Raw genomic sequence first — 23,660 nt, forward strand, 5'->3', positions numbered from 1 at the left:
AAAGAACCGTAGTTTCATTTTAAAATAGGAATAAATATCTTTAAATAACAGTACGATATACGATTTATAATTATATATTCAGGAAAGACTCTGTTTGACAACAACCAATAAATAAGCTGTATATAAACACACATAAATTGAATAAATATTCAAATTTTATGTAAATTCAACCAGCAAGCGCTGCGTATGATCACTCCAAAACCATCCGAAAAATTAATTTAAACAACCACATTAATTCACAAATTAAATATAAATAAATCATAATGTTGAGAAGAAATACATCAATCTTACAAGTGGTTTGTCATAAAACTGCCAATAAAATCTCCTCATATTTTTTTGATAGTTTTATTGATAGTTCAACTACTTACTAACATAAACTCCTTGGAAAACTATCACAATTCTTATAAATCGCTATATCTCCTCATACGCCAATCACATACATTATCCGTTTCATATTGTATATAAGTAATCACCTACATATGCAAATTGATAAATAATAGATTCGATACTTATATAGATAGTCATGGCTAATTTATATGGAGAACAACTCATGCCATTTATTCACTCAAAAAAAACGACGACTCATCGTCATGTTCGTCACTCACTTCGCAGTAAGTTGCTGCTTTCATGTGCCTGCCTTGGATTAGGGTTCGCCGGTTCAGCACTGGCAAGCGTTGAAGCTTTATCTGTTCAGGGTAACCAAATCTATGCCGGCGGACAGGCCAAAAGTTTTTCCGGTAACAGTCTTTTCTGGAGTAACAACAAATGGGGTGGTGAAAAATTCTACACAGCTGATGTGGTTAAAATGCTGAAAGATGACTGGGATTCCAGTATCGTCCGTGCCTCTATGGGTATTCAGGAAGAAGGAGGTTACCTGGATGATCCTGAAGGGAACAAAGCCAAAGTCGAGCGTGTTGTTAAAGCGGCAATTGATAATGACATGTACGTGATCATTGACTGGCACTCTCACCACGCTGAAGATAACCCGAACGAAGCCATTGCCTTCTTTAAAGAAATGGCAACAAAATATGGTGATAAACCAAATGTGATTTATGAGCTTTACAATGAGCCGTTGCAAATCTCATGGAGCAATGTAATCAAGCCTTACGCTGAATCTGTAATTTCAGAAATCCGTAAGATCGACCCTGATAACCTGATTGTTGTGGGTACACCAACCTGGTCACAGGATGTCGACGTTGCATCTCAGGATCCAATTGACGGAACCAATATTGCGTACACACTTCACTTCTATGCAGGTACTCACGGTCAATATCTGAGAGACAAAGCAACAACCGCTTTAAATAACGGTATTGCACTATTTGTAACCGAATGGGGCGCAGTCAATGCCGATGGTGACGGAGACGTTGCAGAACAGGCAACAAACACCTGGGTTAGCTTTATGAAACAGCATAACCTCAGCAACGCCAACTGGGCTCTGAATGACAAAAAAGAAGGCGCTTCCACATTCCTGCCTGATACGATGGATTTAACTGCTTCAGGTAAGAAAGTCAAAGAAATCATTGCTGACTGGCCATATAAAGTGACTACAGCGACTGACACGCCAACAGATCCGACAGACCCAACTGATGACCCGACAGATGAACCATCTGACGATACAACCAATGTTTGTACTGGTGTGAATGTTTATCCAAACTGGACAGCCAAAGACTGGTCTGGTGGTGAGGCAACTCACAGTGCAGCCGGAGATAAACTGGTTCACGAAAATAAACTATACACAGCAAACTGGTACACAACGTCTGAACCAGGTACTGATGCTTCATGGACATTTGTCAGTAACTGTGAATAAGCCGGGGTTTCCCTGTTTAATATAGTGATGTGATTCGATACTCAAACGCCTCCGGACTACTTTAACCGGAGGCGTTCTCACCCCGGTAACAAGCAGATACAGGCTGTTTGCGTCCCACCTCACCCGCTCAGTGGCAGATAAAGCACAAACTTCTGCAGATCGCCATGCATTTTTCTGAACTTTGATCTATTTTTTTGTAAAAATCCGCCTTCTTAGAAGGCGGCTTTGGTTTACAGCCCCCTGAAAGGGAGCATTCTCGCGCTGTTAGTTCATCTTCAACTCTAACTGCGCCTCGTATTCTTGATCTTTCTTATCTTGGTGTCTGACGTAACGTCTGATGATTTCTTCATTTACGCCAACCGTATCGACAAAGTAACCTCTTGCCCAAAAATGATTTCCCCAGAGCTTCTTTCTTATATGCGGGAATTTGTTAAACAACCGGATTGCCGAACGTCCTTTCAACATCCCCATCAACGTTGAGATAGACACTTTTGGTGGAACTATCACAACCAGATGAACATGATCTTGCTGAACATTTAGTTCCAAGACCTCGCAATCTTTCATATTGCATAAAATATAGATTGAGCGATAAAGCTCCTTACCTACGTTACCTTTCAGGATCTTGAATCTGTATTTCGGCGTCCAAACTATATGGTATTTACAACGCCAATAGACATGTGATGAACTTCTATAGTCGCCCATGTTTTTTGTTTCCTCTTACTTGTGGTGAATAAGAGGTTTACTTCTAACATGGGCATTTCTTCGGGCAATAGCCCCAAGGTTCAATCACCACCGCCCAAGGCGGTGGTTTAGGGATGACAATGAAAGGATACCAGTCGGGATTTGTGGATGAGACCAGATTTAAACGTATGTATTTTTATAGTAATCCTGTCTCTTATTTGCACGGATGTATACGCTAAAACAGCAGTACAGGCCAAAGAAATCAAGGTCACAGAAGTTATTTACCCGCCGGCTCAATCAAGCCTTGATAAAAGAGATCAGGACTTTATTGAAATTCTGTCCATGGCACTCAAAAAAACAGAGTCTACAGATGGGCCTTTTGTCATACGGCCAACAAAAGTGGCCATGAATCCACTCCGGTTTCATCGCGAATTAGAAAAAAATAATGAACCTAACATTATCTGGGCCTCTGTGACAAAACAGCGGGAAGAGCGCTTTCTGCCCATCAGAATCCCGCTGAGGAAAGGCATTCTTGGCTACCGGGTTTTTCTGATCAATAAATCGCAACAACCCCGCTTTTCCGCAATCACATCAGTCAACCAGCTCAAACAACTCACCGCCGGCCAGGGAGCGACCTGGCTGGATAGCGATATTCTGGCTGCCAACGGATTTGATGTTGAAGTCGGATTCAGCTATGAGGGTTTATTTAAAATGCTTAACGCCGGGCGGTTTGACTACTTTCCCCGGGGTATCAATGAAGTCTATGTTGAATTACAGCAAAGAAAGACTCAGCATCCTGAAATCGATGTCGAAAAAACAATTCTTCTTTACTATCCGTTACCAAAATACTTTTTTGTGAATAAGAACAACCAACATCTGGCTGATCGCATCGAACGCGGTCTTAATATGATGATTAAAGATGGTTCATTTGATGAGATTTTCATGAAATATAACAAGTTCTATATTGACGCTATTCACCTGCCCAACAGAAGAGTCTTTCTGATCGATAATCCCTTCCTGCCCGATACGGTTCCATTAAACCGAAAAGAGCTGTGGCTTCATTTGTTTTGAACATGCCCAAACTAAATAAACCTGAGAATGGGAACTATGCTTGTTTGACGCAGAAATGAACCTGTTGATGAAGCGCTGCATCCTGAGGTCATTTGGGGATATCTGGGGATTTAATTAGCATAAATATACATAATTCCCCAGATACAAAGGGCAATTTCGCCGAGCCATGCAAACAGAGTAATCATAAAAAGAGTCAAGCGGGAAAATGCACCAGTACCGGTATTTTTATCAAAACAAAAGCGGGAATTACTAAGTGTCACAACAGAAGAAAAGACAAATCCAAACACCAGAATCAGAGAAAGATCTGTCAAAAAATCCCGGGCCGGGTAAGCAAAATATCCTGCATTAAATAATCCGATAATTCCCGTAATTGTCAAAACCGGCATAGAAACAGACAAACAACATTTACTTCCGACAGCCATCTCTTTTGTTTTACCACTTCCTTACGTCTGGTTCAGAAAGTATAAAGCAATTGTGTGTCAGAAAAAATCATTACTTCCTGTCTTATGCCTCCAACTCATAAATAAACAATCCAAATTACCGTAAGATGTGGGAATTTGAGAGGTTTATCTGGTTTTTCAGCCTGTTAGCGCCAGCTCATTACCCCGGTAAAATCCTGACAATCACTCAGAGCATCTTCGCCACCGGTCATAAACACCTGCTGCTTGTTGGAAACCGGATAAGTTAAATATTCAGAACAAACCGCACTCTGTCCGGTTCCGACCACTATTTTTGTGCCTGGTTTCAGATGGCACTGGCTCATTTTGTCCAGCGGAGACCACTGGTAACAAATTTCGTAGTCAGCCCTGTAAGCCTCAATATCACCTGCCGGCTGATAAAAAGCCCACCACTGGCCGGATTTACTATGAGGATTTGTGCTGTTCCAGGCGCGGTAAATGGTAACTGATGTCCCCGGCTTACTCTGATACACCCTGCCCTGACACAATTTGCCTTTGCCCGGCTCCGCCAGTGCATCCGCCAGTAATGCCGGGTCTTGTACTTCCTCAAACATACGCGCGAATTCATCAGGTAATGCCGTTGATCCCTGGCAGGCAGAATCAGCATCATACGCAACCGGGGTCTTTTGTTCGGTCTGAGCCTGATAAGAAGCGGTACATCCGCTCAGGATACACAAAGATAGTAATGTCATTTTTTTCATAGAAACTTTTCCACCTCTCAAGGTAATTTTGGCAGGCAACCATCAATTCAAATAACTGAATTGCATCCATATCACTAAAAAATAATAGTTATCTCAGTCACGGTTTCTTCATAAGATTTATTCATCGGTCGGTAAAATACCTCAAACTTACCAACAGCCTGACGATATAAAACAGTGAAGTAATTCACCGGGCAAATAGACCACATATGAAATAAATATAATATACATGTAAAATTTAACAGTAAACAAGGAGAAATACAGAACATCTACAATGCGATGAATTTAGGTTTGTTTCATTTCCATCTGCATGCAATAACGCGGATCGTTATCAGAATAAAACATATAACTGGTGAATCAGATATCACGGTTCATCAGTACAAAAACAATACGATGTATCATCAGCAGAGAGTATTTCAATGAAGAAATTCACGACATCATTGTTACTGATTTACACACTTATTCTCAGTCCCGTAGCTTACAGTGCCGGGAATATTAAAATCATGAAAATTGAAGGTCCGAAGGAAGAATTGATCTTTAATATCCTTGAGCTTGCCCTGAAAAAGACCGTTCCTGGTGTCCGGTTTGAACAAAGCCCCGAAGCATATAGTGGTGCGAGAGTGATCGCAGAGGTCGAGTCCGGCAGCCTCGATGTTGGTTGGGGAGGTATCAACCCGGATCTGGAACAAAGACTCCGATCCGTAAAAATTCCTGTACTCAAAGGCTTATTGGGACACCGGATATTTATTATCCGCGCGGCAGACCAGGATCGCTTTTCCCGGATCAAAACACTGGATGATTTAAAGCAGTTCAACGCCGGACAAGGCACATTCTGGGGCGATACCCTCGTGTTAAAAAATGCCCGTATCCCGGTTATCACAACGATTAAATACGCCAATCTGTTCCCTATGCTTGAGGGAGGACGCTTTGATTATTTCCCCCGGGCAGTACACGAACCCTGGGTCGAAGTGAAAAGCCGGCCTGAACTCAATTTAGTCGTCGATAAGAACATACTGCTGATTTACCCGTTTGCAATGTACTTCTACGTCAACAAATCGAATACCGAATTACATGATCAGATTTATCAAGGCTTTGAAATAGCTATTCGCGACGGTAGTTTTGACGAACTCTTTTTCAGTCACCCGATGATCAAAGATGTACTGAATAAGGCGAATTTAACCCAGAGAAAAATATTCAGAATTGATAATCCGATCATGGGGAAAGACACCGAACCAGACCGGGCTGAGCTTTGGTTAAATATTGAAGACCTGAAAAACCATTAATCCTGGAAAAGCACCAATCCAGAAGATATGAATCCTGAAAAACACCAACGCTGACCAGATATAAATAAATAAGGTATCAGATAATGAATTCCATTAAGCATAAATCCATGGCATATCTTGCCACGATCTCACTCGTTGTGATGATAATCGCTTTTACTGGTGGCTACTACCTGGCAAAAAATTACTTCAGTGACCGGTTAAATCAACAGATCAGTGACTCGAATACAACATTATCAATCGTTCTGAAAGAAGCCATTTTCTCTTATGATCAAGGCCTGGCAAACAATATTATGAATTCGTTTGTGAAATATGCATTCATTCATGAAATCAAAGCCTATGATCATCGTGGTAAAGCTATCAGTAGTTCCACTGAAAGTGCATCTCCATCTTCATCGCAGGACATCAGAACTGAAAAAATTGATGTGCTTTGGGAAGGTAAAAAAATAGGTTATCTGGAAATTTCTTACCGGATGGATGCCAATGATGAGCTGCTGGCAAACACCCGCTTCATGTTTATTCTGATTTCACTCATTATTCTCTTTTCCCTTCAGATAGTGAACTGGGTTGTCTTGAGTAAATCTGTCGTGAATCCAATTAAAATCGTGGCCGATGCGATGAGTGAAATTGCACAGGGTGAAGGAGACTTAACCCGGCGACTGGATATTTCGGGCAATGATGAGATTAGCACACTCGCCAAAGGGTTTAACGATTTCATCACCAACATGCATTCTCTCATCGGGCGTATCGTCAACTCAGCAAATGAACTCTCAAGCTGCTCTGAACAAATCAGCAGCAAGGCAGGCACCAATGCGAAAGCAACTCAGGAACAGCTCAGTGAAGTGGAACAGGTTGCAACAGCCCTGAGTCAAATGTCTTCTGCAACCAGAGAAATTTCAGATAACGCCAATACAACCTCTGACAAAACTGACAGCTGTAATGAGCTTGCTTTGCAAGGCAATCAAATTGTGAAGAAAACCGTTGAAGATATTCATAATCTGGGTGATCAGGTCGGCGTCACTTCAACCAAAATTATTGAATTAAAAGAGAAGAGTGATCATATCAACACGGTATTAGAAGTGATCAAAGGCATTGCTGAACAGACGAACCTGCTGGCTCTGAATGCCGCAATTGAAGCTGCCAGGGCCGGAGAACAGGGAAGAGGCTTTGCTGTAGTTGCTGATGAAGTCCGGGCGCTGGCCCAAAGAACACAAAAATCAACAGAAGAAATTGAAGAGATTATTCAGGATCTGCAATCTTCATCTGAAAGTACCAACCGCCTGATGAATTCAACACAGGAAACGCTGGAAAAAACCCAGTCAGAATCAACCCAGGCTATTCAGGCGATAGAAGATATTATTTCCGATATCCGGATAATTAATGACATGAACACACAAATTGCAACTGCAACTGAGGAGCAAAATGTCGTCACATCGGATGTCAGTGGAAAGGTGGAAACGATCAATTCAATTACTGCCAATATTACTAAAAACGCGAAAAATGTGGGTGAACTGAGTCGCCGGATTGATCAGTTGAGCGGAGATATTATTCAGGATTTATCTAAGTTTAAACTGTAACGAATGAACATTGACGAACCAGCTTTTAAACCAATATTTTTTAAAAGTTCTTTTAAAAAACGGCTGGCTTTCATCATACAGCGCAGATAAAAAAAGTGCCTTCATTGAGAAAGGCACTTTTTATAAAAACATGACAATGAATCAGTCTTACAGCAGAGCAACAGATTCCTGTGCAATCACAAACTCTTCATTGGTTGGAATCACCATGGCAACCGCATCCAGCATTTCTGAACGGGCAATGACACCACTGTTACCGAATCGCGCTGCTTCATTAGCAGCTGCATCTTCAACAAATCCGAAGACTTTCATATAATTCAGCACCTCATGGCGCACTGCTAATGCATTTTCTCCGATACCACCGGTAAAGACGATACCATCCAGGCCTTCACCAATCGCAACCATGTAAGACCCGATGTATTTTGCAACCCGGTAAGTGAAGATATCAAAGGCCAGTTTAGCTTTCTCATCACCCGCATCCACAGCTTCCAGAATACCCCGGACATCACTTGTTTTACCAGACACACCAAGAAAACCTGATTTCTTATTCAATGTGGTAAAGATTTTGTCCTGATCCCAGCCTTTGCGCATTAAGAACTCAATGACACTTGGGTCCAGGTCACCACAACGGGTTCCCATCATTAAACCAGCCAGAGGTGTCAAACCCATACTGGTATCAATACTTTTGCCGTTTTTCACAGCAGTCACAGAAGCACCGTTCCCCAGGTGAACCGTAATAAAGCTGCTTTCATTGACAGGTTTGTCCAGCATTTTTGCAGCTTCACTGCTGACAAAATAGTGACTGGTTCCGTGCGCGCCATAGCGTCTTACTTTATATTCGTCATAAATTTCATGAGGTAAAGCGTACATGTAGGCTTTAGCTGGCATTGATTGGTGGAATGCCGTATCGAAGATAGCAAACTGAGGCAAATGAGGGAAAACAGCCATCGCAGCACGCATACCATCAGCGTTTGCTTTATTGTGCAGTGGGGCAAGTTCAGCCAGACGATCAATTTCTTCAATCACTTTTTCGTCAACTTTCACGGTGCCATTAAAGGACTCACCGCCAGCCACAACACGGTGACCAATAGCAACGAACTTAGAGCTTAGGTCCAGAGAATCGAGCAACTTCACGATGCGCTCAAAAGCATACTGGTGATGATCACCACCAGCCGGAATAGCTTCTTCAGATTTTTCTCCCTGATACTTCCAGCTAATTGCAGCTTCCGGCAAACCAAAGCATTCCCCTAATCCGCTGATAATTGCATCACCATTTTGTGAGTCAATCACCGCAAATTTAAGTGAAGAGCTCCCGGAATTAACAACTAATACATACGAGTCCGACATAAAACTTTATCCTGTATCCAAGTGAATCACGAAGAAGCACAGCGCTTCCTGAAACGGCGTTTCTCTATTATTCAATATTTGTTGAATCTTTCAACTTTATTTTAGTTACATGCAGATTATAAAAGTTAATTTCATGATCAAGAGCAAATGTTTATTTATTTCTATGCAAAAAAATATTCACAAAATCCAGATGAAGCATGAAAAATATACACCTGCCAGATGAAATCACCACTTGATTATTCACGATAACAATTAAAAATGTATAAAACATAGACATGACAAGTAATCGATTGCAAAGTTTACAGTCAATACATGTCATATTGATGCTGAACATTCACAACAACCAGTTCTTCAATACGACAGAATACTGGCCAGCACATGACAAAAGTCTGGCGTCAGAGTCCGGCTGAAAATGTACGGAGACTGATGTTATTCACCTGACTCAATAAAACACCTGATTGAACCGGATGGAGAAACATCCACTTTCTTCATCAGCACCCGGGAAAAATCGTCAGCAGACGGATAAAGCTGATTCGGTAATATCACAATATCGGAGATCAATAACTCGGAATCATTCCGGGTTATGATAGCAGCGGCAACGGCCTGGCCAGCCTCAAAGCCAAGATACAACTGACAGGGCGGAGAAAGTATAATTTGGGTAAAAAATTCGACGATTGCATCTTTTTCTGCCTGTCCGTCATATTGATTCGCCTGCAGCAAAGCAAACATCACTGTTAAACGGTGAAAATCAACCAGATAGGTGTTGGTCAGCGCTTCATCAGTGTAAGCATCAGAAGCTGGGTCCGGTACTATTTCCGAATACCGGCACTGTTTGATGGATGCCAGATATATTGACCGCCCTTTTAAACTCGGTTCCGTCGGAAATTCAACGTCAACCTGTCCGGACAACCACTTGATTTTCTCATCAACAACCTGAGGAATTCCAACCAAAACAAAAGCTCCTGTGTAGAACAACGAACAGCCTGAAGCAACACTCTGCCGGCTATTTGTATAGACATGACATATTTAAAAGATGGTGTGATTTAGGTGAACACCTTCTGCTTGTGAACATTCAACATAACACAGCTCAGCTGAAGCTCACACATTTAACAATGTTCCTTTTGTACAATCAGGCTCTTTTATGTAATTCAACAGGATAAACCTATGATTTTACAATACACTGAAACAATAAAAGTCCAGAGGCTGTATAATAAGAAATATGTGCTTCACAACAACAATCATCTCCTTCTGTTTATTTCTCCTCTAATCTTGATATGATGAAACGTAACTGATTACTTCGGAATTCCATAATATGAAAAAATACCTCGTGGCATGTTTGATGTCATTAAGCCTGACAGCCTGTGATAACAGCGAAGTTGGTGATGTCAGTCTGGGCGTATTTACTACCAAAGATATCAAAATCAACCAGCTTGTCGATCCAATTGTCTCCGGTGTGACATGTCATATCGCCAGTATAGAGGCAGATCTCAGCCTGTCAGATCCGTCCGATTCATCTATTGCCTGTCGACAGACAGGAGAAATCACCCCGGACATGATCGCCAAAATCGATAAGTCTGATTCCGGAGATGTTATCTTCAAAAAATCAAAAAGTATTTTCTTCAAATCAATGAAAATGCGACGTATTTATGACCCGAAAACTCAAACGCTCATATATGTTTCTTATTCAACCAAAGAAACATCTGGCAGCTTCAAGCATAGTATTTCAACCGTTCCGTTGTGGGGTACAAAAGCATACAACGCCAACACAAACCTCAAAAAAGACTAACAAACTGCACGATCATCTCTGTTAAACCAGAAGTATGGCAGACGACCAGGAACTGTAATTTTATGGCAAGCCACAATAATAATAACGTCGCCCCGAAGCAGCCAGAGAAACAACAAAATAGTGAATCCCTGTGGATTCAGGCTGACTAAGTATTTAAGAACAGAAAGACGCGCGAACAACGCCTCTATTTCACATAATAACGGGCACAGATGGCAAAGGTTTTTTAATTTATGCAGGATAACTCTGAAGAGACGCAGACGCTTAAGCCAATTCAGCAACTGGATGACAAATATACAACCCGCCTGATTCATATATTCGATGTCTGTAATGAAGGGATCTTTTATATGAATCACGATGGATTAATGACTTTTTATAATCCGGAATTCTATGAACAGTTTGATATTGAGTCTCCCACGATTAATATTTCTCAGTGGTATCACCTTGTTCATCCGGAAGATCGTTCACTTTTAACTGCCCGTGTTGACTGTCATCTGAATATGCCGGAACAACGAATGATCACCCACTATCGCATCCGGAATAAAGAAGGCCGGTACATTTGGGTGGAAGGAAGCGCAGTATGCAGAAGAGAACTGTGTAAATCATATATTGTTGGCAGTCACAGAGATATTTCAGACAAAAAAATGCTCGAAACTTACTTAAAAGAAGCTGCATTCTATGATGATTATTCCGGCCTGTTCAATCTGAGAAAGTTATTGCTTGATATCGACTTACTGATCAGAGAACCCCGGATACTGTTTTCAGTATTAACGATTCAGGTTGGAAACTTTCAGGCGCATGCTGACGAGTACAGCTCCTCAGATCTGATGGAAAATGTATTAACCAACATCAAAGCTGCTGCTGCGGTTTTCCACCAACAATCTGATGCCATACTCTACCGGATTAACCTTAATACATTTGTGGTTTTAATCAAACATACCGTTTCACTGTCTGAACTGGGAAAACTCAGCGCACATTTCATTAAGCATTACCGAACCTGCATGAAAAAACAGAGCAATTTGCTGGCTGACACTGTCAATATTGGTGTGTACCCAAATTGCGATCCGGAGTTCGACAGCCATGAAATCTTAAGTATTGCCTCAAGAACCTGTGCCTTTGCCTGCGATAAAAGCCAGTCACAGATTGAATTTTATGAAGGTGAGACGCAAAAGAAAGTCGACCGGTATTTTTACATTGAAAGCGGATTAAAAGAAGCGCTGAAAAACAAAGCGCTTTCAGTCAAGTTTCAGCCGATTATTGCCACAGAAACCGGCAAAGTATCCAGTTTTGAAACATTGGTACGCTGGCATTCCCATCTCTACGGAGACATCTACCCGGATGAATTTATTCCCATTGCCGAAGATAAAGGCCTTATCAGCGAATTAGGCTATCAGGTTTTCGAAAAAGCCTGCCAGTTTTTAAATCACTACAATCAGAAAAACCAAGCCGACATATGCATTAATGTTAATGTTTCAGTGCTGCAACTGCTGAGCCGGGACTTCCCCAATAAACTACTCAGAATTGCATCGCAGGCACAGATCAAACCATCTTCAATTGTGCTTGAATTTACTGAAACAGTCATTCTTGACAATAACATCAACGCAGCGACTCAAATCAAACGCCTGGGAGAGCTTGGGTTTATCCTGTCACTTGATGATTTTGGTTCTGGTTTCAGCTCCATCAACAGCTTCTTTGATTTACCGTTTCATCAAATTAAAATTGACCGTTTTTTTGCCAGCAAATCCACTCAAAACCAAACGTCATACCGTTTTTTGGAATTTCTGATTCAGCTCTGCCACGAAACAAACATCAGCATTGTGATTGAAGGGATAGAAAATCCTGAAATGCTCCACCAGTTCCATGAAATGGGCGCTTCTCATTTACAGGGTTACTGGTTTTCAAAACCACTATCGATTGCCAATGCCATGTATTATAACCCGACTAATATGCTGCAAAACCGGATCAATACAGAGCCATGAGCCCTTGTGCTTCCATGCCTGTCAACAACCTCAAATTTGACTAAGCTTCCCTGAAGTTCAGTACTGGCCGGACGTCACCTGATTGATAAGTGATACTCTTCTTCACGATACCTGTTCTATACCCAAGCAACCTGCATCTTCAGGTTGTTTGGGTATATCCCCGGTAAAAGCATCACTCAATAAAAAAGGAGACCTCATATGAGATCTCCCTTCGCGAAACAAACTTACTTCACCCGGCCCGATAAAGGTGACCGGCGTCCTGAGAACCATAAACCAGCAAGACCGATTAAAAACAAAGAACCGGTTGAACCGCCGGAGCTTCCGGAAGTTGTGCTGACCGTTTCGGTCGCATCAGCAGCACTGTTACTGCTGCTGTCAGACGAACTGTCACCGGAAGAGCTATCATCTGAAGAACCCGATGAATCTGATGAGTCTGACGAACTACTATCATCAGATGCACATTCATCTGAAGTTCCTTCACTGTCATAATAGCACTGACGCTTCGCATCCGTTACCGTGTAGACCGGCGTTTCATTGCCTTCAATCACACTGGTTATCCAGTCACTGTAATCTGCAACTTCAGTGAAAACACCGGTAATATTGGAACTACCAAACCCGACACCACAATCTGTCGGACCAAAGCTGGTAATACCAACCTGCACATAATCACCGCTGCTTCTTTCCCAGTACACCGGACCACCGGAATCACCAGAACAAATACCATTTCTCAGGGTGCTGCCATCATTGTCACTGACTGAACTGCCGGTCTCACCCGAGAAACAAAGCTGCGAATCCTGAATTTTATCGCCAAGTGTTGGAAAACCGTAATCCGAAAAGTAATCATTAAAACTGGTTTTACAAGCCGTGTTATCCACATATTTAATGGTGGTCTCATACAGCGTATCTGTCAGCTGTCCCTGTTTTGTATTGCCGTGACCAATCGTAATAAACTTACTGTCAGTACTCCGGTATTCCGAGTCATCACTCAGCCGGGTTGCCGTACCGGAAATATTTAAAGCCGATTCCAGTTGAATAATCGCCAGATCATTCGGCCATAACTGAGTGATAGAGTTAGTAAAATCTTTTGCATAAAATGCGGAGGGACGCACGGTTTCAATGGAAGATAAGGTTGAACTGTCATCTGAGTCAGACTGCCCAACAGAAAAGTAAATCATATAATCTTTATTCAGTTTGGTTCCTGAATAAATACAGTGCGCTGCCGTTAAAACATACCGGGGCGCTATCAAGGTTCCACCACAGATACTATGGGATCCCGAGTTTTCACCATAGCCTCTGCGATCATAAAACAGACTGACAAAGTCAGAGAACGTCTGTACGGATGTTTCCGTACCATTCACTATTCTCGGAGAAACGGAACGTTCGGTGCCTGCCTGACTGACGGGAATGCAAACAGCATTCAATAGTAATAAAGGGGCAATTAATTTTTTCATATTCAGTACTTTTTTATAATTTGAAATAAGTAACATCAGAATCATTTTCTATGAATAGAATTATAGCTAATGAATAAGCCATTACCTGATGATCATCACTTCAGACCATTTGGAGGGATTAAGACCAAATGGCCTGATTATAAAACTCTAACTGAAATTGCGTTTCATAAAAATTATTGCCTGTCTTTTTTTTGAAGGCTGCGAGGTTTTACTTATAAAAACTGTTGAATTAGCCGCGATAATAATTTTGCGGCACAAATGGCAGTTTTGTCACTAACATCGGCAGCTTTTTACCCCGGACTTCAGCATAAACTTCGGTTTCCGGCGCAGCAAAGTCTGTCTGAACATAAGCCATCGACACCGGCTTGCCCGCTGTGGGTCCGGCCGTGCCACTGGTAACTACACCAATGGCGTCACCATTTGCATCAAATAACTCCGTGCCTTCACGAACCGGTGCTTTACTCAGACCAACTAAACCAACCCGTTTTCTGCTGACGGCTTTAGTTTCAATCTGGCTGAGGATAATATCCGCACCAGGGAATCCGCCGGCTCTTTCACCATCACCACGACGAATCTTGCTGATCGCCCACAGTAGACTCGCTTCAACCGGGGTTGTTGTTTCGTCCAGATCATGACCATATAAACACAGGCCACACTCAAGACGTAATGAATCTCTGGCACCTAAGCCAATCCACTCAACGTCATCAAAGGCAGTCAGTTTTTCAGCCAGCACCGCTGCCTGCGCTGCAGGGACAGAAATTTCAAAACCGTCTTCCCCGGTATAACCACTCCGGCTGACAATACATTCAATACCATCCACCGCTAAACGCTGAATATCCATAAAACACATTGTGGCAACTTCAGGTGCCAGCTGCGCCAGCACCGCGGCCGCTTTTGGTCCCTGTAGTGCAAGTAACGCCCGGTCATCCAGCACTTCAAGCTGAACTGAGTCCGGTAAGTGATGTTGCAGGTGAGCAATATCCTGCTGTTTACATGCCGCGTTAACCACCACAAACAGCTGATCACCTAAATTTGCCACCATTAAATCATCCATAATGCCGCCCTGTTCATTGGTAAACAGTGCATAGCGTTGTTTGCCCACCGGCAGATCAATAATGTCAACAGGAACCAGAGACTCCAAAGCTGCCGCAGCATCTGCACCAGATAACGTCAACTGCCCCATGTGTGATACATCAAACAGCCCGGCAGCACCACGGGTATGTAAGTGCTCTTTTTTGACACCCAACGGATACTGAACCGGCATTTCATACCCGGCAAACGGGACCATCTTGCCGCCGGATGCGAGGTGCAGCTCATACAATGGCGTTTTCAAAAGTGGCTGATTAGTTGGTGCAGATGTCATTCGTATTCTCCCTTACATTGATTAACATAATGTTCACGGTCATAGTTTCTGAAAATAAAAATCAGGAAATTATGTTTCCTATAATAAACATAATAAGAGAACTTAACACGATGAAAGAAAAGAAGTCACGCTTATTTCGCCGTGACCCATAAAATCAGAGCATCTTCTTCACTGACAGAAACCAGCATGTGCCCCATGTTCGCGTCATAGTAAACACTGTCACCGGCCTGCAGAAGAATGGGTTCATAAAACTCGGTATACAGCATTGCTTCGCCTTCCAGCGTCAGTAAAAATTCCTCCCCGTCATGGCGGACCCAGTCACTGAAATCACTGAAGTCACGGGCTCTGACCCGGGTTTTGAACGGCATCATTTTCTTATTGGAAAGTTGGGTTGCCAGCAACTCATGCTCATAAGTCGCGGTCGGATGCGGCTTCCCCTGCCCTTCCCGGGTCACATCCCGGCGTCCGGTCGCCATAATCTTCTTCGGCGGCTCAAACAGCTGAGGCATATCAACGCTCAAACCATGCGCCAGCTTTTGCATCGCCTGAAAGGTTGGCGAGATCTGTTCATTCTCGATTTTACTTAATGTAGAACGGGCCAGACCCGTTTTCTGACTGGCTTCTTCCAGTGTCAGTCCCAGCTTTAAACGCAAATCCTTAATGCGTTGCCCAAGCTCCAGAGGCTCTATATTCTTATCCTGATTTTCCTGTGCAAGCAGCAGTGAAGGATAGTCATCAATTGTATTGTCCTGCATTGTGTCCCCAACTTCGTCCTCTGAGTCATAAGAATATCATTATTGTGTCATGAACCAGCCACTGAGAAAAGTCAACCTTAGGGATTGGTAAAAACCACTCACATCATGAAATTATGTTTCTTATTGGAAATTTTTATTGATTACAGTAAAAGTAGCAGGTATGTTATCGGTATGTTAGGCCAGGCTTGTATTGAATAGCTGCGCACTAAAATCAAATTTGAATACTATATTTTCCCGGAGAGAAGTTCATGGACAAAAATTTGAAATTTACCGACACACACGAATGGATTCTTGATCATGGAGACGGCACCGCAACAATCGGTATTTCTGAGCACGCTCAGGAAATGCTTGGTGACGTTGTCTACGTAGAGTTGCCGGAAATTGATGCAGAAATCGAAGCCGGAGAGAATTTCTCACTGGTTGAGTCGGTGAAAGCAGCTTCTGATCTATATGCGCCGGTCACCGGAACCGTAATTGAAGTCAATGAAGAGCTGGAAGACAGCCCTGAGCTGGTCAATGAAGAACCTTATGCAGGCGGTTGGATTGTCAAAATCAAACTATCAGATCCGGCAGAACTGGAAAAACTGAAAACAGCAGAAGCCTACGCGAACGCACTGGAAGACGAATAAGCTTCTGACGACACATACAGCCTGCCCCGCCATGGCAGGCTGTCCATTTTAGTTTATCTGCGACCACCAAATTCTGAGAGTACAACCAATCATGACGCAACCACGGCACCATTCACAAAACCTGATGCAGGGTCTGAGTGACCAGCACGAATTTGTCACCCGGCATAACGGACCAGCGGGCAGTGACCAGCAAAAGATGCTGGCAACAATCGGTGTTGAAAGCACTGACAAGCTCATTCAGGAAACGATCCCCGAATTGATCCGTCTCACTCATGCACTACCTCTCCCCCCTGCGCTGAGTGAGGCGGACATGCTTCAACAACTCAAAACCGTTGCCGGAAAAAATCAACTGATGCACAGCCTGATTGGTCAGGGGTATTACAATACACATACCCCAAGTGTCATTTTGCGTAATGTATTTGAAAACCCGGGCTGGTACACGGCTTACACGCCTTATCAGCCAGAAATCTCTCAGGGTCGTCTGGAAGCATTGCTCAATTATCAGCAAATGATCACAGACCTGACCAGTATGGAAATCGCTAATGCATCCCTGCTTGATGAAGCGACAGCCGCTGCTGAAGCGATGACGCTGTGCCAGCGGGCCGGGAAACACAAAGGAAAAACTTTCTTTGTAGCAGATGATGTTCATCCGCAAACGACTGAAGTAGTAAAAACCCGTGCAGAATTCCTTGGTTTTGAAGTTGTGATTGCCCCGCTGGAAACCCTGCCAGAGCAGGATGTATTCGGTGCCTTAATTCAGTATCCCGGCACAACCGGTGAAGTGAAAGATCTGACGGGTGTCATTGCAGCAGCACATCAGAACAAAACACTGGTGACCGTTGCCACGGATCTGCTTGCAAGTGTCCTGCTCAAACCTGCCGGTGAAATGGGAGCTGATGTGGTGATTGGTTCGGCGCAACGCTTTGGTGTACCGATGGGTTACGGCGGCCCGCACGCCGCATTTATGGCGACAAAAGAGAAATTCAAGCGAACCATGCCGGGCCGGGTGATTGGTGTTTCTGTGGATGCAAAAGGCAATCCGGCACTCCGGATGGCAATGCAGACCAGGGAACAACACATCCGCCGGGAAAAAGCGACTTCCAATATTTGTACAGCGCAGGCTTTACTGGCAAACATGGCCGGATTTTATGCCGTTTACCACGGTCCTGAAGGATTGAAAAGAATCGCCCGCAGAACACACCATATGACGGCTATTCTGGCGAAAGGGCTGCAACAGAGCGGTTACCAGCTTGCGCATACGCATTTCTTCGATACCATCACCATCGCAACCGGTGAAAAAACGGATGCGTTGTATCAGAAAGCACAGGATGCCGGATTTAACCTGCGTTATTTTGCAGACAGCTTAGGCATCAGCTGTGATGAAACAACCTCACCGGCTCAGCTGCAGGCTCTGTTCAAAGTCTTTGGTATTCAAACAAGTCCTGATGCGCTGTCTGATGAAATCGCCGGTGATGAGTTCGCTGCAATTCCGGCAGGCTGTCGCCGGGACAGCGACTACCTGACTCACCCGGTTTTCAACAGTTATCACAGTGAAACGCAGATGATGCGTTATCTGAAAAAACTGGAAAATAAAGATTTCTCACTGACGCACGGCATGATTCCGCTGGGCAGCTGTACGATGAAACTTAATGCTGCCTCTGAAATGATTCCGGTCAGCTGGGCAGAATTCGGTGCGGTTCACCCGTTCGCCCCGAAATCTCAGACAACCGGCTACGCAGAACTGGCGGAAGATCTGAAACAGATGCTGTGCGCGATTACCGGTTATGACGCATTTTCGCTTCAGCCAAATTCCGGCGCATCTGGCGAATATGCGGGTCTGCTGGCAATTCAGCGTTATCATCAGAGTCGTGCTGAAGGGCACCGTAATGTCTGTCTGATCCCAGGTTCCGCACACGGAACCAATCCGGCATCAGCCTCCATGGCATCAATGAAAGTGGTTGTGGTTGCCTGTGACGATCAGGGCAACATCGATCTGGATGATCTCAACGCCAAAGTAGAGAAACACCACAACGAATTATCCTGCATCATGATCACCTACCCGTCTACGCACGGCGTATTTGAATCTCACGTTCGTCAGGTATGTGAAACTGTTCATGCCGCGGGTGGCCAGGTGTATCTCGACGGCGCCAACATGAACGCGCAGGTCGGTCTGACCAGTCCGGGCTTTATCGGCTCAGATGTATCGCACCTGAACCTGCACAAAACCTTCTGTATTCCGCACGGCGGCGGCGGCCCGGGTATGGGTCCGATTGGCGTCAAGTCTCACCTTGCTCCATTCCTGCCGGGACATATTGAAGGCGGTGCAGACGGTAAAGACTACGCAATTTCGGCCGCCGACATGGGCAGCGCTTCGATTCTGCCAATCTCATGGGCATACATCGCTATGATGGGCGCAGAAGGTCTGACAGAAGCAACCCGCGTTGCGATTCTGAATGCCAACTATGTGATGGAGCGTTTACGTCCGCACTATCCGGTTCTGTACCGCGGTGAAAATGGTCGGGTTGCTCATGAATGTATCATCGACATTCGTCCAATCAAGGAAGAAACCGGCATCAGTGAAGAAGATATTGCTAAGCGGTTGATGGATTATGGCTTCCACGCACCAACAATGTCGTTCCCGGTTGCAGGTACATTAATGGTTGAGCCAACTGAGTCAGAAGACCTGGCCGAGCTGGATCGCTTCTGCGATGCAATGATTGCTATCCGCGAAGAAATCAATCATGTGCATGGCGGTGTCTGGCCACTGGATGACAACCCGCTGGTCAACGCACCACATACTCAGGTTGATTTAATGGCTGCCGACTGGTCGCATCCTTATTCACGCGAGATTGCCTGTTACCCAAGCCGTCAGAGCAAACAGGCGAAGTACTGGCCGACCGTCAACCGGGTTGATAATGTCTACGGTGACCGTCATTTGGTCTGTAGTTGCCCGCCGATGGAAGTTTATGAGGGTGAGTGATTGGCTGATCACAGATAACCGGGTCAGAAACTAACCTGAATACAAAAGGCGAACTGTTTGGTTCGCCTTTTGTTTTTTATTTTTTGTTTTGATTGAATATTCGGAATGTTTATCAAAACGGGTAACTCTCAACTTTTCAAGAAGATGCGGTAGATTAGGTCGTGACGAATTCATCTGAAATGTACTGATAAATGAAAGGCCCTGCTTTGTGGCTGAGCCATTCTGAAATATTATACAGATTAGCTAAAAGTGGCGTCATCATTCCATTCTGATACCCTGAAAAAGCGGCAACCAGCAGGGTTTACTGACATAATTGCTTCTTTGATACTCTCGTGAATGAGTAATATTCGAGTGCTTTCAGCGACGTTAAATATTAGCCGTTCAGGCAGTTCTATCTGCTCAAGTTTTTCATCATCAAGGACCAGCTTTTTAATGCCCCAAATCCGGCCTTTTTTACCAATATCCAGTTTAGAAAGCTCTTTGTCTAAACAGCTAATGCGATTCCACACATGCATAAACCAGTAATCATGCGGTTCAACTGAAGGAGCCTCTTTGGTGTTTCTCACCTTTGCTGGCACAAGTTGAACGCCATAAATATCCATTTGTGTAAGCATATTCGCGATCCGTTGAGAAAAAACCGGAGCAGGGAGTTTATGGAAGTCTGCCCATTCAAAATTAGGTGAGATCGGTTCGCGTAAACATAACCTAACAGCTCCTTGTATTTCTATAGGCCGGCCTAACCCAAAATTACCACTTGGTTCATCCCAGGCAAATAATGGGTAATTATCATTATCATCCCTTTCAATTATATAATATTCATTTTGAGGCATTTTAATGTCCTATTTTTAATGGTCCTGATTTAGGGAGAGGATTTGTGGTACCTTGTTTGGCAAGTCCATGTTTGCGATCATGAGGACATGGTTTGTTCGGTTTATTAGTAATACTTTTAGTAACACCGGCACAACCAATTTGTCCATCGGCATAGTCTTTACCATCTCTGGTTATTGTCCATTCAAACGCGTTGATTTTCTTCAGGATAAATTCACTAAAGTCATCCAGGGCCTCAACTAACTCTTTGGGTTCAGCGCAATAATCTCCTAACTTAATTTTTTCTTTCTCTTCATCTAAGATAGAAATGATTTTTTCTACATACCTCACTCCTTCAGCCCTGCCTGCTTTATGGTTACTTCGGTGAATTGGAACATGTAATTGGCAGGCTAAATTCATATCATAAGGTAGCATGACACCATTATTTTTATGGTTAATATTGTATCTAAACATACGGCAATATTCTTCCCAGTCATCATCCTTAAGTGATTCTGTGGGTATTAAATGGTGTGCTTCCAGTGAGAATGCTCCTGTATACCAACGGTGATTTTCTACAGGGCCGATAATGTTTTCACGTAATGTTTGCCCGTTACCCTTATTTGTTCCTTCTTTGCCTTTTTCTATAAACTCATGATTTTTTTTGCATATGGGACATACAGGTACATCTTCATCCTCTTTGTCAGGATCGGCTGTAGTGGCTGCTGCAGCATTTTCGTCATTTGTACTCTCTTCATCCGGAGAGATTGTGGCCGCATTTCCCACACTTTCATTGTTTTCCTCATGAGGAGCAGAAGTCTCCGTCGCTGGCTCTTGAGTTGATTCAGGATTATTTATCGCTGCCCGATTGAAACTATTGGGCACGCAAGGCCGGTTATCAGGTTCCTGATCCAGTTCTTTCAATCGTTCACGGGTTTGCTTTTGTAATTTTTCTGTCGTTGAGAGCTTTTCAGGCTCCGGCACTTCCGGAGCATTGGCCGGACCTGCTACCGAGCCGGACGAAAACCCGCCACGACAACCTGCGGGCATTGCATGATGTTGATTTATTTGCTGTATAAGTAAAGAGTTTGGCCGTTTTTGGTTTTGATCATACACTGACATATAGGAATTTCCTCCCTATTTTCTCTGATATCGGTTTCCTGCCGAGTCCTTAATGCTGAAACTATTTATGTAAAACTGAGCGCACATTAACAAACCCGAGGTATATGACACTGGTTGGGTTTTTGATGTGTGATATTGATTCAATAAATCAACGGTATAGGATCGACTGATTCAAGTAAGGTGCCGGTTTATGGATGTATTGTTGAGTTGGTCAGGCGAAAGAAGTAAACAAGTTGCGAAGCCCTCAAATTGAATTGACCAAACACTCAGTAATTCAAATACACTTGTTCGTTGGAAGCGGATATCTTGAACAAACACTCATAAATTTGTGGCTTTTATTGGTCATCTCATGATGAATATGAGCAAAGGTGAGAAATTTTCACAATGAAAGTTCCGGATTTGTCAGATTATGAACGCACTTACAAATCGGTCCTGCCCACGCGCGACCAAGCCAAAAAAGACGTTTGGGTTTCCTTTTGGCGTCTACCCAAAGGAGCCGGGGCGCGTTCGCTGAAGCCTCTGTAACCGAAGAAGCCATTGCGCAACAAACTACCCCTCCGAAGCTGAAAACACTAGCAAATTACTTGAGTTTAGCTTGTCGAAATTAGTGATTTATAGTTTTCAGCAACCCAGTCAGAGATTGGCTTCCGCGCATTACGTTCAATCGTTTTTCTACCGAGAGTTCTGCGCCAGAGACGTGCCGGGACCATACATTCAGCAACTTCACCCAAAATTTGAACCGGCCTTTGGAAACATCCGCGTTTGGTAAAAAACTCTTCGGATATATATCCGGTCACACGACACAAAATCACCGTCCCCTGTTTGGTCCTTACAAATACTAAGTCTCCTGATTTCATAACCTGTAACCAGTAACGAATCGCCAAATCACAACGGCGTTTTCCAGATTGCTCCAGGTTAATTTTTTCTTCTTTCGCTAAATTTTCCTTAATTTCACGGATTTTTTTAGCCAGCTGTTTTCCATTCAGACGTAACTCTGGAAATATTTCATCTTTATGCGCCAGGGCAGTATCTAAGTCACCACAACTACCGTGTGCACTATGGATATATGAATAACTTTCGCTGAGATCAATTTCACGCCATCCATCTTTGTCCATTCTTAAAAACCAAATATTCATATTTGTCATCTTCTCTGTTTTTTAAGCCCTGTCATACACCACGCTCCATCAGCATTTCCTTATACGACTTCTCCTGCAATGCGGATGGGTTCAGCCCGAATTGACCTGCCAGCGCTTCAAGCCGGGTTTTGTAGGTTGATAACATCGATTCATCGTCGGTCATTATCGCGAACTCAGCAAAGTCACCGATGCCATCCAGTGAGTCGACAGTGATGTGAAATGCTTCCACGAAGTAGATACTGCGGATTTTTTTTGCTTTCAGGACGACTTCACAACCCATAGTTTCTAACATACTCCGGGCCTTCGAAGCATCAGTGATGTTAGTCGCCTCACACCGGTCCGGCCCCGGCCCTTTGACAATCCATAACCGGATACCTGAAGGCTCCATTGTACGAATGCAAAGACTTTTGTCCTGAGCCTGTAATGCTTTATCCGGGTAATCAAAATACCAGTCACATTCTTCATTGTCCTGAACCATGACTTCGTGAGGCATAAGACTCAGTGTTGTCAAAAAGTCTGATTTAGACCGGAGACGATACTTTAGCTCAACCTCATACTTTCCTTGAAAATGGTCGTTGCACATATGCAGATTCTTCATAAAAAGAAAATATTATCATATGGAACAGGTTCAAAATTTGAAGCGGCATAAAAACCCATATACCCAAGCAACCTGAAGATGCATGATTCAGCGTGCAGCCGAAAGGGGCAGTTCAAAGAAAGGGAATGCAGGAATGTACCCACC

General features: G+C 43.6%; 20 protein-coding genes. 8 read left to right on the plus strand and 12 right to left on the minus strand.

Annotated elements, in window-relative coordinates:
• Positions 1-550 precede the first annotated feature (550 nt).
• Complete coding sequence (locus OC443_RS24245; protein WP_073584259.1) at positions 551-1,807, plus strand: cellulase family glycosylhydrolase; 1,257 nt, start codon at positions 551-553, stop codon at positions 1,805-1,807.
• A 264-nt stretch (positions 1,808-2,071) separates the two neighbouring features.
• Here the strand turns inward: OC443_RS24245 and tnpA are convergent, their stop codons facing one another.
• Positions 2,072-2,509: an IS200/IS605 family transposase gene (gene tnpA / locus OC443_RS24250; protein WP_073580231.1), complete on the minus strand. Its 438-nt coding sequence runs from the start codon at positions 2,507-2,509 to the stop codon at positions 2,072-2,074.
• Between the two features lie 147 nt (positions 2,510-2,656).
• On the opposite strand from tnpA, the gene OC443_RS24255 reads away from it, so the two are divergent.
• Positions 2,657-3,559: a substrate-binding periplasmic protein gene (locus OC443_RS24255; RefSeq protein WP_083601762.1), complete on the plus strand. Its 903-nt coding sequence runs from the start codon at positions 2,657-2,659 to the stop codon at positions 3,557-3,559.
• Positions 3,560-3,669: 110 nt separating this feature from the next.
• Here OC443_RS24255 and OC443_RS24260 read toward each other — a convergent pair whose 3' ends face one another.
• Both OC443_RS24260 and OC443_RS24265 read right to left on the minus strand, forming a co-directional pair.
• Positions 3,670-3,981 carry a hypothetical protein gene (locus OC443_RS24260; protein ID WP_073585951.1) on the minus strand — a complete coding sequence of 104 codons (312 nt, stop codon included), beginning with the start codon at positions 3,979-3,981 and terminating at the stop codon, positions 3,670-3,672.
• A gap of 164 nt (positions 3,982-4,145) precedes the next feature.
• Entirely contained in the window at positions 4,146-4,718 is a 573-nt protein-coding gene (locus tag OC443_RS24265; RefSeq protein WP_073585950.1) for a hypothetical protein, read from the minus strand.
• A gap of 500 nt (positions 4,719-5,218) precedes the next feature.
• Here OC443_RS24265 and OC443_RS24270 point away from each other — a divergent pair, with 500 nt between their 5' ends.
• Together OC443_RS24270 and OC443_RS24275 are read left to right on the plus strand one after the other, a co-directional pair.
• The gene (locus tag OC443_RS24270; protein WP_200796976.1) at positions 5,219-5,998 is read left to right on the plus strand and encodes a substrate-binding periplasmic protein; all 780 of its coding nucleotides are present in this window, start codon (positions 5,219-5,221) and stop codon (positions 5,996-5,998) included.
• Positions 5,999-6,081: 83 nt separating this feature from the next.
• The gene (locus OC443_RS24275) at positions 6,082-7,572 is read left to right on the plus strand and encodes a methyl-accepting chemotaxis protein (RefSeq protein WP_073585948.1); all 1,491 of its coding nucleotides are present in this window, start codon (positions 6,082-6,084) and stop codon (positions 7,570-7,572) included.
• 147 nt (positions 7,573-7,719) lie between these two features.
• Here OC443_RS24275 and OC443_RS24280 read toward each other — a convergent pair whose 3' ends face one another.
• Both OC443_RS24280 and OC443_RS24285 read right to left on the minus strand, forming a co-directional pair.
• Positions 7,720-8,916 (minus strand): acetate/propionate family kinase, encoded by a 1,197-nt coding sequence (locus tag OC443_RS24280; RefSeq protein ID WP_073585947.1) that lies wholly within the window; start codon positions 8,914-8,916, stop codon positions 7,720-7,722.
• Positions 8,917-9,345: 429 nt separating this feature from the next.
• On the minus strand, positions 9,346-9,867 hold the full coding sequence (locus OC443_RS24285) for a hypothetical protein (RefSeq protein ID WP_073585946.1): 522 nt from the start codon (positions 9,865-9,867) through the stop codon (positions 9,346-9,348).
• 361 nt (positions 9,868-10,228) lie between these two features.
• On the opposite strand from OC443_RS24285, the gene OC443_RS24290 reads away from it, so the two are divergent.
• Positions 10,229-10,702, plus strand: coding sequence for a CreA family protein (locus OC443_RS24290; protein ID WP_073585945.1), 474 nt, complete (start codon positions 10,229-10,231; stop codon positions 10,700-10,702).
• Positions 10,703-10,932: 230 nt separating this feature from the next.
• Entirely contained in the window at positions 10,933-12,678 is a 1,746-nt protein-coding gene (locus OC443_RS24295; RefSeq protein ID WP_073585413.1) for an EAL domain-containing protein, read from the plus strand.
• Between the two features lie 224 nt (positions 12,679-12,902).
• Here the strand turns inward: OC443_RS24295 and OC443_RS24300 are convergent, their stop codons facing one another.
• From OC443_RS24300 to OC443_RS24310, 3 genes are all read right to left on the minus strand, one after another.
• Positions 12,903-14,129 carry a S1 family peptidase gene (locus OC443_RS24300; protein ID WP_159440357.1) on the minus strand — a complete coding sequence of 409 codons (1,227 nt, stop codon included), beginning with the start codon at positions 14,127-14,129 and terminating at the stop codon, positions 12,903-12,905.
• Between the two features lie 229 nt (positions 14,130-14,358).
• On the minus strand, positions 14,359-15,492 hold the full coding sequence (gcvT, locus tag OC443_RS24305; protein ID WP_073585411.1) for a glycine cleavage system aminomethyltransferase GcvT: 1,134 nt from the start codon (positions 15,490-15,492) through the stop codon (positions 14,359-14,361).
• A 131-nt stretch (positions 15,493-15,623) separates the two neighbouring features.
• The gene (locus OC443_RS24310) at positions 15,624-16,247 is read right to left on the minus strand and encodes a helix-turn-helix domain-containing protein (protein WP_073585410.1); all 624 of its coding nucleotides are present in this window, start codon (positions 16,245-16,247) and stop codon (positions 15,624-15,626) included.
• A 248-nt stretch (positions 16,248-16,495) separates the two neighbouring features.
• Here OC443_RS24310 and gcvH point away from each other — a divergent pair, with 248 nt between their 5' ends.
• Entirely contained in the window at positions 16,496-16,876 is a 381-nt protein-coding gene (gcvH, locus tag OC443_RS24315) for a glycine cleavage system protein GcvH (protein ID WP_073585409.1), read from the plus strand.
• A gap of 91 nt (positions 16,877-16,967) precedes the next feature.
• On the plus strand, positions 16,968-19,856 hold the full coding sequence (gcvP, locus tag OC443_RS24320) for an aminomethyl-transferring glycine dehydrogenase (protein WP_073585408.1): 2,889 nt from the start codon (positions 16,968-16,970) through the stop codon (positions 19,854-19,856).
• 239 nt (positions 19,857-20,095) lie between these two features.
• Here gcvP and OC443_RS24325 read toward each other — a convergent pair whose 3' ends face one another.
• The 4 genes from OC443_RS24325 to OC443_RS24340 all read right to left on the minus strand — a co-directional run bounded on the left by OC443_RS24325 (position 20,096) and on the right by OC443_RS24340 (position 23,501).
• Positions 20,096-20,686 (minus strand): imm11 family protein, encoded by a 591-nt coding sequence (locus OC443_RS24325; protein ID WP_073585407.1) that lies wholly within the window; start codon positions 20,684-20,686, stop codon positions 20,096-20,098.
• A gap of 1 nt (position 20,687) precedes the next feature.
• Positions 20,688-21,782: an AHH domain-containing protein gene (locus tag OC443_RS24330; protein WP_083601717.1), complete on the minus strand. Its 1,095-nt coding sequence runs from the start codon at positions 21,780-21,782 to the stop codon at positions 20,688-20,690.
• 590 nt (positions 21,783-22,372) lie between these two features.
• Positions 22,373-22,918: a hypothetical protein gene (locus OC443_RS24335; RefSeq protein ID WP_073585414.1), complete on the minus strand. Its 546-nt coding sequence runs from the start codon at positions 22,916-22,918 to the stop codon at positions 22,373-22,375.
• A 31-nt stretch (positions 22,919-22,949) separates the two neighbouring features.
• Entirely contained in the window at positions 22,950-23,501 is a 552-nt protein-coding gene (locus OC443_RS24340; RefSeq protein ID WP_073585406.1) for a class IV adenylate cyclase, read from the minus strand.
• Positions 23,502-23,660 lie beyond the last annotated feature (159 nt).

This window comes from Vibrio quintilis (assembly GCF_024529975.1).
In the GTDB taxonomy this organism is placed as follows: domain Bacteria; phylum Pseudomonadota; class Gammaproteobacteria; order Enterobacterales; family Vibrionaceae; genus Vibrio; species Vibrio quintilis.

What these genes read in the sequence shown, in the direction of transcription:
- OC443_RS24245 (WP_073584259.1), top strand. Translation starts at nt 551, where the DNA reads ATGCCATTTATTCACTCAAAAAAAACGACGACTCATCGTCATGTTCGT.
- tnpA (WP_073580231.1), bottom strand. Translation starts at nt 2,509, where the DNA reads ATGGGCGACTATAGAAGTTCATCACATGTCTATTGGCGTTGTAAATAC.
- OC443_RS24255 (WP_083601762.1), top strand. Translation starts at nt 2,657, where the DNA reads ATGAGACCAGATTTAAACGTATGTATTTTTATAGTAATCCTGTCTCTT.
- OC443_RS24260 (WP_073585951.1), bottom strand. Translation starts at nt 3,981, where the DNA reads ATGGCTGTCGGAAGTAAATGTTGTTTGTCTGTTTCTATGCCGGTTTTG.
- OC443_RS24265 (WP_073585950.1), bottom strand. Translation starts at nt 4,718, where the DNA reads ATGAAAAAAATGACATTACTATCTTTGTGTATCCTGAGCGGATGTACC.
- OC443_RS24270 (WP_200796976.1), top strand. Translation starts at nt 5,219, where the DNA reads ATGAAAATTGAAGGTCCGAAGGAAGAATTGATCTTTAATATCCTTGAG.
- OC443_RS24275 (WP_073585948.1), top strand. Translation starts at nt 6,082, where the DNA reads ATGAATTCCATTAAGCATAAATCCATGGCATATCTTGCCACGATCTCA.
- OC443_RS24280 (WP_073585947.1), bottom strand. Translation starts at nt 8,916, where the DNA reads ATGTCGGACTCGTATGTATTAGTTGTTAATTCCGGGAGCTCTTCACTT.
- OC443_RS24290 (WP_073585945.1), top strand. Translation starts at nt 10,229, where the DNA reads ATGAAAAAATACCTCGTGGCATGTTTGATGTCATTAAGCCTGACAGCC.
- OC443_RS24295 (WP_073585413.1), top strand. Translation starts at nt 10,933, where the DNA reads ATGCAGGATAACTCTGAAGAGACGCAGACGCTTAAGCCAATTCAGCAA.
- OC443_RS24300 (WP_159440357.1), bottom strand. Translation starts at nt 14,129, where the DNA reads ATGAAAAAATTAATTGCCCCTTTATTACTATTGAATGCTGTTTGCATT.
- gcvT (WP_073585411.1), bottom strand. Translation starts at nt 15,492, where the DNA reads ATGACATCTGCACCAACTAATCAGCCACTTTTGAAAACGCCATTGTAT.
- OC443_RS24310 (WP_073585410.1), bottom strand. Translation starts at nt 16,247, where the DNA reads ATGCAGGACAATACAATTGATGACTATCCTTCACTGCTGCTTGCACAG.
- gcvH (WP_073585409.1), top strand. Translation starts at nt 16,496, where the DNA reads ATGGACAAAAATTTGAAATTTACCGACACACACGAATGGATTCTTGAT.
- gcvP (WP_073585408.1), top strand. Translation starts at nt 16,968, where the DNA reads ATGACGCAACCACGGCACCATTCACAAAACCTGATGCAGGGTCTGAGT.
- OC443_RS24325 (WP_073585407.1), bottom strand. Translation starts at nt 20,686, where the DNA reads ATGCCTCAAAATGAATATTATATAATTGAAAGGGATGATAATGATAAT.
- OC443_RS24330 (WP_083601717.1), bottom strand. Translation starts at nt 21,782, where the DNA reads ATGTCAGTGTATGATCAAAACCAAAAACGGCCAAACTCTTTACTTATA.
- OC443_RS24335 (WP_073585414.1), bottom strand. Translation starts at nt 22,918, where the DNA reads ATGAATATTTGGTTTTTAAGAATGGACAAAGATGGATGGCGTGAAATT.
- OC443_RS24340 (WP_073585406.1), bottom strand. Translation starts at nt 23,501, where the DNA reads ATGTGCAACGACCATTTTCAAGGAAAGTATGAGGTTGAGCTAAAGTAT.